14 protein-coding genes are annotated in these 15,612 nt (G+C 62.0%); 2 read left to right on the forward strand and 12 right to left on the reverse strand.

Going from position 1 to position 15,612, the window contains the following annotated elements:
- Positions 1 to 131: 131 nt before the first annotated feature.
- Positions 132 to 3,248 carry a GH116 family glycosyl hydrolase gene (locus tag ACQK2L_RS00155; RefSeq protein ID WP_425394931.1) on the forward strand — a complete coding sequence of 1,039 codons (3,117 nt, stop codon included), beginning with the start codon at positions 132 to 134 and terminating at the stop codon, positions 3,246 to 3,248.
- On the opposite strand, the gene ACQK2L_RS00160 is transcribed toward ACQK2L_RS00155, so the two are convergent.
- The 11 genes from ACQK2L_RS00160 to ACQK2L_RS00210 form a co-directional block, all read right to left on the reverse strand.
- Entirely contained in the window at positions 3,245 to 4,072 is an 828-nt protein-coding gene (locus ACQK2L_RS00160) for a glycerophosphodiester phosphodiesterase (RefSeq protein WP_425394932.1), read from the reverse strand. The two genes, ACQK2L_RS00155 and ACQK2L_RS00160, sit on opposite strands and share 4 nt — an antisense overlap.
- Positions 4,073 to 4,553: 481 nt before the next feature.
- Positions 4,554 to 5,174, reverse strand: coding sequence for a macro domain-containing protein (locus ACQK2L_RS00165; protein ID WP_425394933.1), 621 nt, complete (start codon positions 5,172 to 5,174; stop codon positions 4,554 to 4,556).
- Between the two features lie 4 nt (positions 5,175 to 5,178).
- Positions 5,179 to 6,138, reverse strand: a complete 960-nt coding sequence (locus ACQK2L_RS00170) for an ADP-ribosylglycohydrolase family protein (RefSeq protein WP_425394934.1) — start codon at positions 6,136 to 6,138, stop codon at positions 5,179 to 5,181.
- On the reverse strand, positions 6,135 to 6,980 hold the full coding sequence (locus ACQK2L_RS00175; protein WP_425394935.1) for a TIGR02452 family protein: 846 nt from the start codon (positions 6,978 to 6,980) through the stop codon (positions 6,135 to 6,137). The genes ACQK2L_RS00170 and ACQK2L_RS00175 overlap by 4 nt, the downstream gene beginning before the upstream one ends.
- Positions 6,981 to 6,996: 16 nt before the next feature.
- Entirely contained in the window at positions 6,997 to 7,440 is a 444-nt protein-coding gene (locus ACQK2L_RS00180; protein ID WP_425394936.1) for an NADAR family protein, read from the reverse strand.
- A gap of 206 nt (positions 7,441 to 7,646) precedes the next feature.
- Positions 7,647 to 8,243, reverse strand: a complete 597-nt coding sequence (pncA, locus tag ACQK2L_RS00185; protein ID WP_425394937.1) for a bifunctional nicotinamidase/pyrazinamidase — start codon at positions 8,241 to 8,243, stop codon at positions 7,647 to 7,649.
- Positions 8,240 to 8,701, reverse strand: a complete 462-nt coding sequence (locus tag ACQK2L_RS00190) for a nucleoside 2-deoxyribosyltransferase domain-containing protein (protein ID WP_425394938.1) — start codon at positions 8,699 to 8,701, stop codon at positions 8,240 to 8,242. Before ACQK2L_RS00190 ends, pncA begins: the two co-directional genes overlap by 4 nt.
- Before the next feature lie 14 nt (positions 8,702 to 8,715).
- Entirely contained in the window at positions 8,716 to 9,651 is a 936-nt protein-coding gene (locus ACQK2L_RS00195) for a DUF1152 domain-containing protein (RefSeq protein ID WP_425394939.1), read from the reverse strand.
- 7 nt (positions 9,652 to 9,658) lie between these two features.
- Complete coding sequence (locus ACQK2L_RS00200; RefSeq protein ID WP_425394940.1) at positions 9,659 to 10,708, reverse strand: ADP-ribosylglycohydrolase family protein; 1,050 nt, start codon at positions 10,706 to 10,708, stop codon at positions 9,659 to 9,661.
- A gap of 1 nt (position 10,709) precedes the next feature.
- Entirely contained in the window at positions 10,710 to 11,399 is a 690-nt protein-coding gene (locus tag ACQK2L_RS00205) for an NUDIX hydrolase (protein ID WP_425394941.1), read from the reverse strand.
- Positions 11,396 to 12,862 carry a nicotinate phosphoribosyltransferase gene (locus ACQK2L_RS00210; protein WP_425394942.1) on the reverse strand — a complete coding sequence of 489 codons (1,467 nt, stop codon included), beginning with the start codon at positions 12,860 to 12,862 and terminating at the stop codon, positions 11,396 to 11,398. The genes ACQK2L_RS00205 and ACQK2L_RS00210 overlap by 4 nt, the downstream gene beginning before the upstream one ends.
- Before the next feature lie 331 nt (positions 12,863 to 13,193).
- On the opposite strand from ACQK2L_RS00210, the gene ACQK2L_RS00215 reads away from it, so the two are divergent.
- The gene (locus ACQK2L_RS00215) at positions 13,194 to 13,862 is read left to right on the forward strand and encodes a metallophosphoesterase family protein (protein WP_425394943.1); all 669 of its coding nucleotides are present in this window, start codon (positions 13,194 to 13,196) and stop codon (positions 13,860 to 13,862) included.
- A gap of 9 nt (positions 13,863 to 13,871) precedes the next feature.
- Here ACQK2L_RS00215 and ACQK2L_RS00220 read toward each other — a convergent pair whose 3' ends face one another.
- Entirely contained in the window at positions 13,872 to 15,557 is a 1,686-nt protein-coding gene (locus ACQK2L_RS00220) for a hypothetical protein (RefSeq protein ID WP_425394944.1), read from the reverse strand.
- Between the last annotated feature and the right edge of the window lie 55 nt (positions 15,558 to 15,612).

The raw sequence follows: 15,612 nt of genomic DNA on the forward strand, positions 1-15,612 counted from the left end.
TCGCCAACGAGTTCCTGCAACCGGACAATTGGCCTCTGGTTTGTGGCTCCCGTGGTGGTTCCGCGCACCGTATCTAGTATCATGAGTCCTTGCAGGTCCATCACGAGTTTTGCACTACCAGGAGTCTTTCGATGAGCAAGCGGCAGGCGGAAGTAGCGAACAACGGAAACTGTGATTCTTCCTCTTGTGGTTGCGGACCGCTGGGACGGCGAGAGTTCGTACAAGTGATGGGCTTGGGCGCCGCCGCTTTGACACCAATTGCCGGCGCAGCGGCCAGTGCCGCCTCGAGTTCCGGCCTCGACGCCAACGGACGTTACGAAAAGCGGCAAGACCGCGACTACAACGGCTCCTACACCGGCAAGTACCTCGACCGCGTGGCCTTCCCCATCGGCGGCCTCGGCTCTGGCATGTTCTGCCTGGAAGGGACCGGCGCCATCTCGCACGTCTCGATGCGTAACGAGATGGAAGCGTTCAACGCGCCCAACTGCTTCGCCGCGCTGTGCATCAAGGGCCAGGACGGCAACGTCGCCAAGGTGCTCGAAGGTCAGGTGCCCGAATGGAAGATGTTCGGCCGCCCCGGCACCGGTAACGGCGCAGGGCAGAGCAGCGCCGGCTTTCCTCGCTTCGAAAACGCGGAGTTCGTCGCCCGCTTCCCCTTCGCTGAGATCGAACTGTCGGACGAGGAGATGCCACTCGACGTGAAGATCACCGGCTGGAACCCCTTCACGCCGGGCGATGCCGATAACTCGTCGCTGCCAGTTGGTGCGCTCGAGTACACCTTCACCAACAACACTGACAAGCCGGTCGAGTGCGTGTTCAGTTACAACTCGGCCAACTTCATGGCCGCGGGCGACTCGGGCGCCAGCATCAAGGCCTTCCCGCAAGGCTTCCTGCTCTCGCAAAGCCCAACCGCCACCCGCGAAGACCTGCAAGGCGACTGCGCCATCTACACCGATCGCCCCGAGACGGTGGTCGACCACTGCTGGTTCCGCGGCGGTTGGTTCGACTCGCTCACCCTGGCGTGGGAAAACATTGCCAACGCCCGCTTGCTCGAGAATCCGCCAGTCGGCGGCGGTGGCCGCGGCGCTTCGCTGTTCGTACCGCTGACGGTCGCGCCGGGCGACTCGGAGACGGTGCGGTTGATGTTCACCTGGTACGTGCCCAACACGCGTCTTCGCTCCGGCGAGTCGGCAGCGGGCAGCGATCCCGCTTTTGCCGCGGGACCAGCCCAAGGCACCGCCTCGGGTCAGAACCCCGTCTCCGGCTACGAAGGTAAGGGCCTGGTAAACACCTTCCATCCCTCCGGCGACGCTGCCGTGGGCACACTCACTTCGCCTGAATTCACCATCCAGCGGAACCACTTGCAGTTCCTCATCGGCGGCGGCAACAACTCCCGCAAAACCGTGCTGCAACTGCTGGTCGAAGGCAAACCGGTCCGCACCGCCACCGGCAAGGACACCGAGCAACTGGAATGGGAATCGTGGAACGTTAGCGACTGGCGCGGGAAGCCGGCGCAACTGAAGATTGTCGACAACGCCACTGGCGGTTGGGGACACATCAACGTCGATCACATCGTGCAGACCGACAAGGTGGCCAAGAGCAAAGCGGATCTGACCGACGCCATCCTGATCGCCGACTTCGAAGGCAAGGACTTCGGCGACTGGGTCGCTACCGGTCCCGATAAGAAGCCGGAATCGGCGCCCGTCGCCCAGCACCACACACCATGGTACGCGGGGCGGTTCGACAGCGTGGAGCAAACGGCCGAATACTGGAAGCAGAACTACGACGAGCTGCGCACCGCCAGCAAGCGGTTCAGCGACGCGTTCTACGACACCACGTTGCCGCCCGAGGTGGTCGAAGCGGTGGCCGCCAACCTCACGATCCTCAAGTCGCCCACCGTGCTCCGCCAGGCCGACGGTCGTATGTGGTGCTGGGAAGGTTGCTCCGACAGCCGCGGCTGCTGCAGCGGTTCCTGCACGCACGTATGGAACTACGCCCAGGCGATGTGCCACCTGTTCCCCGACATGGAACGCACGCTCCGCCAGACCGAGTTCCACGAAAGCCAATCGCCCGAAGGCCATCAGACTTTCCGCTCGGCACTGCCCATCCGCCCGGTTGCGCACAACTACCACGCGGCGTCCGACGGTCAGCTCGGCGGCATCCTGAAAGTCTATCGCGAATGGCGCATCTCGGCCGATACCGATTGGCTGCGCGACATGTGGCCGCAAGTTCAGCAGAGCCTCGACTACTGCATCCACTCGTGGGATCCGCGACACAAGGGCGTACTCGAGGAGCCGCATCACAACACGTACGACATCGAGTACTGGGGACCGGACGGGCATTGCGGTAGTTTCTACCTCAGCGCTTTGGCGGCCGCAGCCGCGATGGGACGCGAGTTGGGCAAGGATGTTTCGCTGTACGAAGAGCTTGTCGAAAAGGGAACGCAGTTCCTGGAAGAAGAGCTGTACGACGGGGAGTACTTCTTCCACAAGATCCAGGTCGATGGTCTGAACGCCAAGTTCCGCCCGATCACATCGAGCAACAATGGCGAAGGTTATAGTGAGTTGATCGAGGACCTAAACCAGCAAGGTCCCAAGTACCAGTACGGCACCGGCTGCCTGTCGGACGGCGTGCTCGGTTTCTGGATGGCCGAAGTGTGCGGTGTCGAACCGACCATCGATCGCGAGAAGCTTCGCTCGAACCTCAAGGCGATTCACAAGTACAACTTCAAGCCCAGCTTGATGGACCACGCCAACCCGCAGCGACCGACCTACGCCTTCGGCAGCGAAGGCGGACTGCTGCTCTGCTCGTGGCCCAAGGGCGGCGAACTCAGTATTCCTTTCGTGTATAGCAACGAAGTCTGGACCGGCATCGAGTACCAGGCCGCTTCGCACATGATGATGGAAGGGATGGTCGACGAGGGACTCGACATCGTCCGGGCGTGTCGCGACCGCTACGACGGCCGCGTCCGCAACCCGTTCAACGAGTTCGAGTGCGGCCACTGGTACGCCCGCGCCATGTCGAGCTACGCCTTGCTGCAAGGCCTCACCGGCGTGCGATACGACGCGATCGACAAGACGCTGTACGTCGACTCGCAAGTGGGCGACTTCCGCAGCTTCCTCTCCACTGCCACCGGTTACGGAACCGTAGAGATGAAGGATGGCAACGTGTCACTCGACGTCCGCCACGGAGAGATCCCCGTGGAGCAAGTCGTCGTTGCTGGAAAGACGTCGGAGCTCTCCAGCTAGCCTTCCTCGGGCTTCTTCAGTGCGTCGCCCAGTTCTTTGCGTAGCCAACCTGGGCGGTTGGTGGTGATGCCGTACGCGCCTTGCTCGATGTAGAACTTGGCCACTTCCGGGTCGTCGATCGTCCATACGTGGAACTCGCCGAGCCCTTCACGCTTGAGCTTCGAAATGAACTCGCGGTCGAAAATGTCCGGCTTGCCATTGCTGCCAAGCCCGTCAGCGCCGGTCGCCCTCATGGTCTGCACGACCTTCACCAGGCTGGGAGTCCAGGCGCCCCTGTTGTTCCGTTTGTAACCGGTGAGCCAGTGCGCTTTGATCTCCGGCAGCTTCCGCTTGCACGCCAGCACCGTGTCGGCATTGAATGCGATAATCAGCAGCTTGTCGTTCGGCACGTCGCTATCGGCCAGCACCTCTTGGAGTGGCTCGACGATCTCGGGGCCGGTCTTTAGTTCGATCACCATCCGCTTGCCATCGGGAACGGTCTCCAGCACCTCAGCGAGCGTCGGAATCTTCTCGCCGGCGTACTTCTTGTCCTTCCAACTTCCCACGTCCAGCTTGCGCAGCTCATCGAACGACGAGTCGGCCACCATCAGCTTCTTGCCGGCGGTTCGCTTTGTGTCCTTGTCGTGAATGCAGACAATCTGGTTGTCGGCGGTGAGGTAGAAGTCGCCCTCCGCCCCGTCGGCCCCTTCTTCCCACGCCAGGCGGAACGCGGCCAGCGTGTTCTCCGGCGCCGTATGCGACGCCCCCCGGTGTGCGACAATCAACTGAGCCGTCGCAGGCATGGCACAAGCTCCCAGCAGGAATGCAGTCAGTAGGTACTTCATCGAGGGTTCCTTAAGTTCATCGTTTGGTCGATTTACGATCACCCATCGCCACCTGGGACGATCATAACCGCATCCCACCCATGTGGGGAGTTTGCCAGTGCTGCTACGCACCAATTCAGTCGGAGGGTTTTGCCCCACCTTGGGGACAAAACGATCCATTGGCCCAAAACCCTAAGCGTTTTGGTCCCACCAACGTGGCAGAACCCCTTGTTTTCTCGACAAAACCAATCGGGGGGTGCGACAAAACCCCACGGGTTGTTCCCCACATTTCACGCCGTTGGCCCAAAACCCCGATGGTGGGACAAAACCCCTGCAGTGCTACAAAACCTCGGCAAGCCAATCTGGCGAGCCGGAAGCGTCAGCACCCAGAGTGTGCTGCGTAGAGGAATCAAGCCCCGATGCACACCGCCACGCGATTCCATTAGATCACGCCGACGGGTGAATTCAACGGCGATTTTCTTACAGCTCCGCGGACAGCCGATCAGGTGATCACGCACCTGTCCCCGTCGTACCGGATGGACTTCTCGCGACGGGTGACCGTGTCCCAGTTCATCGCGTGCGGCGGCTCGAGATAGTGCTTGTAGGCAGCCGCCATCTGCCGCGCGGACTCCGAGTAAGTCATCCCTCCAAACCCGCAACCCATCGCGGGCATGGCCACCGAGTGGATCGGATGGTCGTGGGCGACGTTGTAACGGTAGATGGCCGTGAGCGCCGCAAACGTCGCGCGGTACACGTTGTCCGTGCCAGTGATCGAGCCGGGCGTTCGCATCGTGGGTGCATGGCAGACGAAGGGATTGTGGGCTTGGCGAGTGGGCTGAACGATGGCGGTACCCACGGGCTGCTCGCCCAGAAACTCGTCGAGAATGCGATGCTGAATCGCGGTACACAGTTCCACTCCATGCACCCGTACCACCGCCGCATCGATGCCTGCATTCATAATGCCATAACAGTTGGCCGCAGTGACGAAACAATCGTGCGACTCCATTTCCTCATACGAAGTCTGAACCGTCCGCACCGAGGGAAGGTGCGCGAAGCGATGCGCAAACGCGTCGATGGCGTCCGGGTTGGGATGAATCAGTAGGAGTTGGATTGGTAGTGGCATTTAGTTAGTCCTTCGTCGGCAATCCGCGCGCAGCTTCGTACGCACCGTACAAATCCCGCGCAAGCTGCTCGATGTAGCTCTTACCCTGTTTGCGGTCTTCGAGTTTCGCGAGCAGGTCGCTGGGGATCGCACCAACGCCGAGGTACGCACCGCTGATGGCGCCGGCCATGGCGGCGATGGTGTCGGTGTCGCCGCCAAGCAGGATGGCGTTGCCGATCGTCTCGCCGTAGGAGTCAGGCGTGAGTCCGAAGGCCGCGATCGCGGTCACGACCGAAGCGGTGGCCTCGATGCCGTTGCCGAACAGTCCCAGATCGCGAACCGTGTCGAGCCGCGCTGCACGACGAAGCGCGCCGCTATACTCTGGCGCGCCGCATCGCTCGGCTAAGGTCTCGAAGTACGACTCGCGGTTGAGTTCCTCACCCTGCGACGCCAGGGCGACCGCCAAAGCCAGCACTTGTGCACCTTCGATGCCCAGCGGATGCACGTGCGTCGGCAGCGCCGAAGTGTGAGCCTGTTTCCAAACGGCCGATGGATCATCGCGAAACATCACGCCCACCGGGGCCACGCGCATCGCTGCCCCGTTGCCAAACGAACCACCAGGAAACAGATTCTCGGCCAGGTACTTGTGGTCGTGCCCCGCACCCATGGCTTCCAACACGATCCGAGCACCGCGGCCATAACCACGCTGCGGCAGAAAGTTGGCAGCGAACCGCTCACACAGCACATCGAAGTCGACCTCTCCACACCGGACGAGCGTCTCGGCCACGCCAATCGCCATCTGCGTATCGTCGGTGTACCACAACTCACCCGGCGGCGGGCTGTGAATCAACTGCCGCGCCGACCTGTACTTCCGCTCCATGAACGCCACGGGCTGCCCCTCGAAGTGCGCGCCCAACGCATCGCCGACAGCGAGACCTAGCAAACAACCGACGAAGCGGTCTTCGAGTGTTGGTTCGGTGCTCATCCCGTCCCTCCCGCGAAGCGACATCGGAATGGCCCGACGATGGACTCGTCGGCCGTGTTGTCCAGCACGGCGAACACGACTCGCTTGAACCGCCCCGCAAACGGTGAGTCACCGAGCAAGGCCTCTGCGAACAGGTCGGCGATCGTCTCGGGTTCGTTTCGAAACACACCACATCCCCACGCGCCCAGGACCAGTTGCTCATAGCCCTCGCTGGCAGCCACAGACAATACATTGGCAATCCGCGCAGCCATGACGGGTGCGATCTCCTCGGCCCTTTCCGGTTCACTATTGAGCACTGCTCCGGCGTTCACAGCGGGCGAGGTTAGCATGCCGACCACGTAGGGAGCTGGCAGCAGGTCCGTCGCGTCGTTTCGAAACACCGGCACGGCGGGGCTGAGAATCATGTGGTCGGTGTAGAACGCCGTTTTGCATTCGCGGTTGATCGTGTAGTACTCCATCTGCGTTTGCAGCGAAGCGTACAGCGCCGATGACCTGGCGAGACTTTCCTCTTGCGCCTGGCTGCCGCCCAGAAAGCCGCCGCCCGGGTTCTTGGCCGAGGCGAAGTTGAGCAACAAGGTCCGCGGCTCGCCACGCTCCACCACCAGTCGATGGCCCGCGGCGAGCGTGGTTTCGTTGCCCACCTCGAACGCCGTCGGTCCGTTGCTCGCAGGACCAAGGTCGATCGAGTCAAAGTCCTCTGGACAATAGAGCCTCGTTCCAGCCAGGCACGCATCGACCTGCGGCTTGATCTCTATGCGTCCAGCACTCTCTGATTCATACCAACCTTGGTCGACAATCTGCATTGTCTCTGTGGCGATAATTGCTCGTTTGCTTCGATTCATTGTCTCTTCCTACTCGTTATTCGTTCCCCTCACGCAGCTCGTCGCGCACTTCCATCAGGATGCGCCCCAGCCAGTTCTGGCCGCTGCCGTCGTCGCCGGTTCCCCAGAACGCGTCGCCTTTGGCCGCCTCTACAAGCAATTGATCGCCGGTCGAAAGGAGCAATTCTCTTAGGGCTTCGTGCGCAGCGAACTTTGCTCGCACCGCGCGCCGCATTACGTCGAGCTTCACCGATTCCCAGTCGGAGCGAATAGGCACTTTGCGACTGCGGCCAAGCCGAGCCGCGATCATCGGGCTGGCGGTCGTGCGAATCTTCTCGCGATACTCTTGATCCTCGAATTTCTCTGCCTGGAAGTAATGCTCGCTTGTCGGCCACGTCACGCCGTCCAGCGCAAATGGGAACGCGGCGAAGTTCGAGAACTCACCGAAGGCGTCACCGGTTGCATAGAATTCGATAGACATTTCTTCGTGCCTTTTCTTCCTTTTCGTGGCTAATACAAGTAAGTTCGATTCGCGACATTCGCGTGGATTCGCGGGCAGTTCTCCGCGGCACCGACCGGTCGCGGCATCCTCTCTCTGTTCACTCTGTGCCCTCCTGTTCAAATGGCTCTGCTTGTAGACGACCGCCGTAACTGCGCATAGCTTGTTACGGCCTACACTCTGTGGGTTCAAATCACGTCCACACCCGCAGTTTGCATTTCTTGCACCGCGCGATTGCAGTCGCCGGGGTCCAACTCCACGCCGCGGGTGCCTTGGGTGAGCACGCGGGTCGTGAAGCCCAAGCTCACTGCGTCCAGCGCGGTGAACTTCACGCAGTAGTCGGTCGCCAGGCCGACGATGTCGACCGCGTCGACCTGTTGGCTCCGCAACAACTCCTCCAAGCCGGTCGCGTGGCGTCGGGCGTTGTCGAAGAAGCCGCTGTAGCTGTCGATTCGGCGATTGGTCCCCTTCTGCACGACATGATCAACCCCGCCGATGTTCAGCCCCGCGGCAAACTCCGCTCCGCGCGAATCCTGCACGCAGTGGTCGGGCCAGAGGATTTGCTCTAAGCCATCCACCTCCACAAACTCGCCCACGTTGCAGCCCGCGTGCTGGCTGGCGAACGACAAGTGATCGGCCGGGTGCCAATCCTGCGTGGCGACCACCAGGTCGTAGTCCGGCATCAACCGATTGGCCACCGGCACCACCGCATCGCCCTCCGGCACGGCCAGCGCCCCGCCGGGCAGGAAGTCGTTCTGAATGTCGACCAGTATCAATGCTCTCATCGTTGGCTCGTAGCCCATGTGACAAAGTGTTTGATGTCATCCACAACCGCGTCGAGCGAGCAATGCACCTCGACTTCCGGTCGGCGGAGTTTCAGCTGTTGCACCACGTCGAACCGGCGACAGTAGTCCGGGTGCGTCCCCACCACGAGCGGAACATCCGCGGCCGAGCACGCGCCGAGTTCAAACAAAGCCACCGGACACATGGTCTCCGGCGGAAACCAAAACGCCACCAAATCCGCCCGCTGCAGGTGCCTCCACTCCCACTCAATCTGCCGCTCGCTCTCGCGCTCGTCCCCCTCGGGAAACTCAACGCGTCGCGGGTTGAACAAGGTGAACCTCAACTCCGCCAGCTGCGCAACCACCTGCGCCTGCCAATCCGCCGTGTCCGAAATACCGCCAGCCAGAAAGACCGTGAGTCCATCGGTGACGCATTCGAGCGGGGCTGGAATGTGGAGCATGGTAACCTCTCAACCTACAACGGAATCTCGTCCCATTTCTTTATGGCTTCAATCCGATCGCGAGCCGTTTCAATCGCGAGCGACATGTCGGTGTAGGTAACCGTGTCCATCACGTGGGGAAGGATCAGCGATCGTCGAACCACCGCCGGAAGATCAAAGCACCAGCAGAGGCTCATCAACGGGTTGATCCACAGTTTGCTTCCGGAGGTGCGGTGCGAGCGGTGATAATCGCCAAACTTGCCCTCAATGGCCGAAGCGATCGAGGTATTCACAATGCTGGCCACGATCGGATTCTGCCGGCACGCAAACTCAACGGCCTCCAGGTAGGCCGACGTGTGTGAGCTCTCTTTGTTCAATGAAAAACTGCCCAAGCAGCCGCCAGTTTCCGTGAGCGCGGCAACTGCCTCGAGGAACTGCGCGTGACAGACCCCATGAAACACGTCGACGCCGAACCCCACGCACACTAGCAACTTGGTGGCGACATCCTGTGCGTCGACCGCCGCGAGACTGGCAAGGTCCTCTTCCGGCGTGCCCAGCCCCACTTCGTCGCCGCGCATCAAACTATCGGTGCCGCCGTCGACCAACACAATGGCGTCGAGCTTCAACTCCTCGACAAGCTGCCGGTACGCTTCGACCAAGGGTCGCACGCCGGTGCGGTGAAAGGCGTAGACCGGTTGCTGCATGCCACGAGAACGAAACCACTGCGCAAGCCACTTCTCCGGAAAGTACTCGCTAGGACCCTCAGTATCCGCGGTAACCTTCACCGGTTCCGGCGACACCGCGTATCCCAGCCGAGTGAACGACAGATTCGCCAGATGTACCTCAACGCCCTGCTCGGCGAGCGCCAGGCTCAACGGCACACCACAGTAAATATCAAACCCACCCCCCGCACCTGCGACGAGCACGCGCTTGGAATTGCTGAGGCGTTGTTGGAGGGGGTTGGTAAACATGATTCAGTCAATAAGGTGGAAGCAACCGCCGAAATCCCATTGCCAGTACCACCGCAGCGAACACCGCGTTGCGCCCTGCCGTGGCGGGCCAGTGCATCGATGGTAGTTGTGGTGCTCGATCACCGACCAGTTGGGCCGTTAGTGTGTCGGCCAACTGTTCGAGCCACTTCACGGTCCGCGGCCACTCGGCTAGTCGCTCGATCCACTCGCGTGGCACCGCCGCGTCGCCAAGGTTCGCTCCTGCGATGGCGCCGGTGATGGCCGCGACGCTATCCGAGTCGCCTCCCAGCAGTACGGCGCTGGTGACGCTTTGGCGAACGTCGTCCGGCGTGGCGGCCCAGCAGCATAGTGCGGCCGGCACCGTGTGGTTAATGTAACCACTCACCCCGCGCGTCCAACCTTGCGACTCGGCAAACTCCGCTGGTGCGTGCCCCGCTCGCAGGCTTTGGCATAGAGCGTCGAGGCGCTCACGAAGTTCGCCACCTTGCAGCTTAGTCGTCATGTTTTCGATAAACTCCAGCGGCGTCGCCCGACTACCTCGTGCGGCCAGCGCGGCAGCTTCGGCGACCACCCACGCTCCCTCTTCGGCTTTTGGATCAACGTGAGTGACGCGAGTCGAACGTCGCACCAGTTCGCGGCATTCGTTTTCGTTGTTCGTACAAACTCCCAACAGCGCCGACCGCATCGCCGGCCCATTGCCCGCGCTGAACACTCCGCTGCGGCTTGGACCGACGCCCACCAGCAGCTTCAAACAGGCGCGTAGCGTCGCCAGCCCAATGCCCGCTGGCATGGTCAATAGCCACGGTCGTAGTTGGCGGGCGAACAGCGCTTCGAACGTTTCGGGGTCGCCATTGCTCTCGGCCAACGCCCTGGCGACCATGGCGGTGTGCTCGGTGTCGTCGCTGCACATGCCGCGGCCCAGCAGTAGCGTGGGTGCGACCTCGTCGCCGTACAACCTCCGCGCCCGCCGCGGCGAGAGCCCTTCGCACCGCAGCCCGGCAGCATCGCCAACGGCCGTGCCGAGCAAGCAGCCCAGGATGTGCGAGCGTAGTATCATCTCAAATCTCAAAGTTAAAACCCTGTTTCGTCAGCCGGTCGTACGTGCGTTTGTCGAAGCGGTAAAGCTGCGCCGCGCGGTGGGCGACGTCTTTTTCGATCTCGCCGGTCTCCTTCACAATGCCCATCGCCAGCACTTTCTTGCGGAAGTTTCGTTTGTCCAACTCGCGGTCGAGGATCACTTCGTACAAGTGCTGCAGTTGCCGCAGCGTGAAACGCTCGGGCAGCAGCTCAAAACCGATCGGCTGGTAACGGACCTTGCCCCGCAGCCGCTCGTGCGCCATCGCTAGTATCTTTGGGTGGTCGAACGCCAGCGGCGGTAAGTCGCTCACCGGAAACCACGCGGCATTGCGGGCGTCGGTGCTGGCGCGGACGTCGTGACCTTCGAGGTTCACCAGGGCGTAGTAGGCCACGGTGACGATCCGCTCGCGGGGATCGCGGTCGACCTGGCCGAACGTGTAAAGCTGCTCGAGGTAGATGTCCGCCAGCCCGGTTTCTTCGTTCAGTTCCCGCCGCGCGGCCTCGTCGAGCGTTTCGTCCACGTGCACAAATCCACCCGGCAGCGCCCAACCACCTTCGAACGGCGGAAGGTCGCGTTGGATCAACATCACCTGCAAGTCGTCCTCGTCGAGGGCGAACACGACGATGTCGACGGTGAGTGCTGGTCGGGGGTATTCGTAGGAGTACTTCATGTCAGCCTTGCCTTCACTTCGTGAATCATCTTGTCACGCCGCTCGAACAGTCCGATGTCCATACCGACTGGATACTCGTGCGGGTTGAGCAATCGGCGGATCGTCGGGTGCAGTTCTGCGAGTTGCTTCTGTGCCCGCGTTCGAGCAGCGTCGAGGGTTTCCTCACCACCGGCGGCGAATGGCTCCACGACTTCGCCGCCGCGCATGACGGGCGTCAGCAGGTCCTCGCCCGCAGAGATGTCGGCGATCGACTTGCGGCGGTGGGTGTCTTTCACGTCGACCACCGTGCCGCGGGGATCGATCGCGTGGTTCTCGTCGTAGATCATGTCGGCAACCAGGCCTTCGCCGTTGCGATACCGGCGGACCTGCAGCACGCCGGGGATGTTGATCTTGGCGGTCTGCTCGGAGAGTTTGAGCTTCGGCTCCCAGGGACCGTGACCGTCGCGCGTCGCGCCGAGCTTGTAGACGCCGCCGAGCGCCGGTTGGTCGTACGCGGTGGCCAGCTTGGTGCCGACGCCCCACACGCTAATCGTCGCGCCCTGGGCCTTGAGGCTTTCGATGATGCTCTCGTCGAGGTCGTTCGACGCGACGATCGCCGCTTCGGGGAAACCACCGGCATTGAGGATCTTACGGGCTTCGATGCTCAGGTAAGCCAGGTCGCCGGAGTCCAAGCGGATGCCAACCATCTCGTGGCCCCGCTCGCGCAAGCGGCGGCCGATCTCAACCGCGTTTCGAACACCTTGCAGCGTGTCGTAGGTGTCGACCAGGAAAACGCAGTTGTTCGGCATCGCCTGGGCGTAAGCGTCGAAGGCGGTGAGTTCGTCGTCGAACGACATGACCCAACTGTGAGCGTGGGTGCCTTTGACCGGAATGCCGTACTGCTTGCCGGCCAGCACGTTCGACGTGGAGTCGCAACCGCCAATGTACGCCGCGCGACTTGCCGACAGCCCGCCATCGACGCCTTGAGCGCGTCGCAGGCCAAACTCGATCACCGAGTCGCCGCCGGTTACGCTGGTGATCCGCGCGGCCTTGGTGGCGACCAAGGTTTGAAAGTTGATGATGTTCAAGAGCGCGGTTTCCAGCAACTGGCACTCGAGCATCCGTCCCGTGACGCGCACTAGCGGCTCGTTAGCGAACGCCACCGTGCCTTCGGGCATGGCGTCGACGTCGCACGTGAGACGCAGGCGGTGGAGGTAGTGCAGGAAGTCGTCGTCGAACAGCCGCTGGGCATCGCGGCCGGTGAGCGTGGCCAGGTAGTCGACGTCCGATTGGTCGAACTGAAAACCCTGGAGGAACTCGACCGCCGGCCCCAGCCCAGCGGCTACCGCGTACCCACCGGCGAACGGCGGGTTACGGAAGAACAAGTGAAACGCGGCCCCACGATCCGCCCGGCCCAGCTTCCAATAGCTGTAGGCCATGGTGAGCTGGTACAGATCGGTGAGCAAAGCGAGGTTGGTGTGCATGGCGAGCTCCTTGTTAGTGTAATTATGACACTATCCTCGGAGGGGTCAAGCGGAGGAGTTGAGGAAATCGCCAAATCGGGCGAAGTTAGAGCGTTTTCAGAATTAGCGTGCCGGATTGGCGCCGTGGTGTTGGCACGATGCGCGAAGGCCGAAGCAGGCGAATTGGTATCCGTCGATGCAGGCCGACAAAGCAGCGGGACGACACAACAAGCCAAGTCGGCACGCTAATTCTGAAAGCGCTCTAGTACCTTGGTGAACCTGACGGGCGAGTCGGCTGTCTGCTACGGGAATAGACTTAACGAACGAAAAAAATGAGAGACTGGAGCATGGAATGCCAACGACATGGTTTACTGCCGATACGCACCTGGGGCACGGCAATATTGTGAAATTCTGCCTGCGGCCTTTTCTCAGCGAGACCGAGAAGCAGCAGGCGACCGAGGACCCGCGCGGCGCGTGGAAGGTGTCGCCCGAGTCGATCGCGCGACACGACGCGGCGATCATCGACGCGATCAACGCGGTGGTCGAACCAGCCGACACGCTGTGGGTTTTGGGCGATTTCTGTTGGGGCAAGCTGGAAGAAGCGCAGGCGTACCGCAATCGCATCGCCTGCCGCGACGTCCGCCTGGTGTGGGGCAATCACGATCATCGTTCCGTGGGCGCGGCTTTCCGGCAACCGATCGACCAAGGCATGGTTCGCGTCGACGGGCACAAGATCTGGCTCAACCACTACCCCATGCGAAGCTGGCATAAGAGCTTTCATGGCAGTTGGCACCTGTACGGTCACGTGCACGGCCGGCTCGATCAAGAGAACGAGCAATCGCCATGGCTACTCGCCAGGGACGTGGGTGTCGACTCGTGCGACTACAAACCGGTAAGCATCGACGATTTGCGCCGCTACATGGCGCCGCGCGAGAAGGCGTTCGCCGAGCGCCGCACCAAGGTGATCGAGCACGACGAGTCGGGCAGCAGCGCGTTCATCGAGCGCGGCAGCCTGGCGTAGTGGTGTGTACTAGGGTTCGGGGCTCTCGAATTCTACTTCCGCCGCCGCGGCGCGATGCAGCAGCCAATCGACCACGCGCCGCAGCACGCCTGCCTTCCATAGGCTCACACCTTGCGCCAGCAGCAGCACCGCGCAACCCACCGCGTACCACGCCAGCCCGCGGCGGGTCATCGCGTCGCCGATTCCTTGCACCAACGTACTCAGCCCGCGACCGAACATCAGCGCGGCCAGCAACCCCATCGGCACCAGGTGCCAGCGGATGCGTTGCCGCAAGCCATACGCAATGGCCAGCGCCAGTAGCATGGCCAGCAGGATGATCACATGGACTTCGGGCATGATCCACCACTTAGGCGGGAAGGCAAAGGCCACGATCGCGCCCAGCACGGCAAGCAGCACTGGCGCGAACACCCTCATCAGTTGCGCCAGTCGGTCGGTACACACCAGCGGCAACAGCAGGGTCCAGCTCGTCCACACCATCACCGCCAGCCACGCGTTGTTGTCGGTAACCCAAGACTGCTCGAACTGAAAACGCGCCAGCACCAACGCTACGGCCGCGGCCGCCGACAATTGCGGCATACTCCGTTTCCAAACGCCCTGTGCTGCGAGCCACACCAGCAGCACCACCAGCAGCCACGCGTCCGGCAGGTGCAGTTGTTCAAATGACAACGTGCGTGGGTCGAGACACGACAGCAAGAGCACACCTGCCAGCGTGATTGGCTTGGCCCACGATGCACCGCGGAGCCACGCGTAAGCGGCGACCGACGTGGCCACGACCGTGGTGATCAGCGGCGGGCCGGCGAGCGCTTGCATGAGGATGTCGAGCGACAATGCCTGCGCCCGCGAGACGTGCAGCGGGAACGACAGCGCCACGATCACTGGCAAACTGCCTAGTGCAATCCGCTGCAGCACTTTCGAACGATAGACGATGCCGAATTGCAGCAGGAGTACCGCTATTGCCAACAGTAGCGGCGTGAGAAAGTACGGATGGAACGCCGGGCTCAGTCCCTTGGCGTCGGTGAACGAGACGCTCAGCATCCAGAGTCGCACGCCCATCGCCAGGGTCATGAAAACGAAGATCGACCACGGAAAGTAGGGCCAAGGCCAGGGCGTGCCGCTGTCGAAGTGGCGCAATCGAGCCGGGCCGATGGTGGGCAGCAATAACAGCAGCGACCCGCCCGCGGCCACCGAGAACAGCAGCACGCCCAGGCACATGTGATCTTCATGCCCGTCGATGGAGAGTTGCCCCAGCACCGCCGGGAACGCAAAGAGTAGCGCGAGCTGCACGTAAAACACCGCGCGGTACGCCAGCGGCAAGCGAATCCGCAGCATCGCGAGCGTCCCTTCGACCACCACGCAGCAGAAGCCCATCGCCAGCGCGAGCCGCAACGCGCCCTCGGCAGGATTGTCGAGACACAAGCGGTCGTAGCTGGTGGAGATGGCCGTGAACATCAGGAGCACGACCAGCAGAATGGTGCGCGCGTCCTCCCACACTCGGCCAAAGCGAACAACAAGCCACCCGGCGCCCGCGAGCATCACGACGTACGCAAACAACAGCGACGTCTTCAGGTCGTTAGCAGCCGGGTGGCTCCCCTGAGAAGCGAGATGAATTCCATAGAGTACGAACGTAGCACTGACGAGATACAACGGGTTGTGCGGGTAGATCCGCGACAACCACGCCTCGGCGCGAGCTTGCATAGGGTAGCTCCGGTTGGTCCAGGCCCCATCATCCCCTGGCTCGCTCGATGATTCG

This window comes from Aeoliella sp. (genome assembly GCF_965227375.1).
Classification (GTDB): domain Bacteria; phylum Planctomycetota; class Planctomycetia; order Pirellulales; family Lacipirellulaceae; genus Aeoliella.

Coding starts and splice junctions, on each gene's coding strand:
- ACQK2L_RS00220 (WP_425394944.1), bottom strand. CDS start 15,557: ATGCAAGCTCGCGCCGAGGCGTGGTTGTCGCGGATCTACCCGCACAAC.
- ACQK2L_RS00160 (WP_425394932.1), bottom strand. CDS start 4,072: ATGAAGTACCTACTGACTGCATTCCTGCTGGGAGCTTGTGCCATGCCT.
- ACQK2L_RS00205 (WP_425394941.1), bottom strand. CDS start 11,399: ATGAAGTACTCCTACGAATACCCCCGACCAGCACTCACCGTCGACATC.
- ACQK2L_RS00210 (WP_425394942.1), bottom strand. CDS start 12,862: ATGCACACCAACCTCGCTTTGCTCACCGATCTGTACCAGCTCACCATG.
- ACQK2L_RS00215 (WP_425394943.1), top strand. CDS start 13,194: ATGCCAACGACATGGTTTACTGCCGATACGCACCTGGGGCACGGCAAT.
- ACQK2L_RS00170 (WP_425394934.1), bottom strand. CDS start 6,138: ATGAGCACCGAACCAACACTCGAAGACCGCTTCGTCGGTTGTTTGCTA.
- ACQK2L_RS00200 (WP_425394940.1), bottom strand. CDS start 10,708: ATGATACTACGCTCGCACATCCTGGGCTGCTTGCTCGGCACGGCCGTT.
- ACQK2L_RS00175 (WP_425394935.1), bottom strand. CDS start 6,980: ATGAATCGAAGCAAACGAGCAATTATCGCCACAGAGACAATGCAGATT.
- ACQK2L_RS00155 (WP_425394931.1), top strand. CDS start 132: ATGAGCAAGCGGCAGGCGGAAGTAGCGAACAACGGAAACTGTGATTCT.
- ACQK2L_RS00165 (WP_425394933.1), bottom strand. CDS start 5,174: ATGCCACTACCAATCCAACTCCTACTGATTCATCCCAACCCGGACGCC.
- ACQK2L_RS00190 (WP_425394938.1), bottom strand. CDS start 8,701: ATGCTCCACATTCCAGCCCCGCTCGAATGCGTCACCGATGGACTCACG.
- ACQK2L_RS00195 (WP_425394939.1), bottom strand. CDS start 9,651: ATGTTTACCAACCCCCTCCAACAACGCCTCAGCAATTCCAAGCGCGTG.
- pncA (WP_425394937.1), bottom strand. CDS start 8,243: ATGAGAGCATTGATACTGGTCGACATTCAGAACGACTTCCTGCCCGGC.
- ACQK2L_RS00180 (WP_425394936.1), bottom strand. CDS start 7,440: ATGTCTATCGAATTCTATGCAACCGGTGACGCCTTCGGTGAGTTCTCG.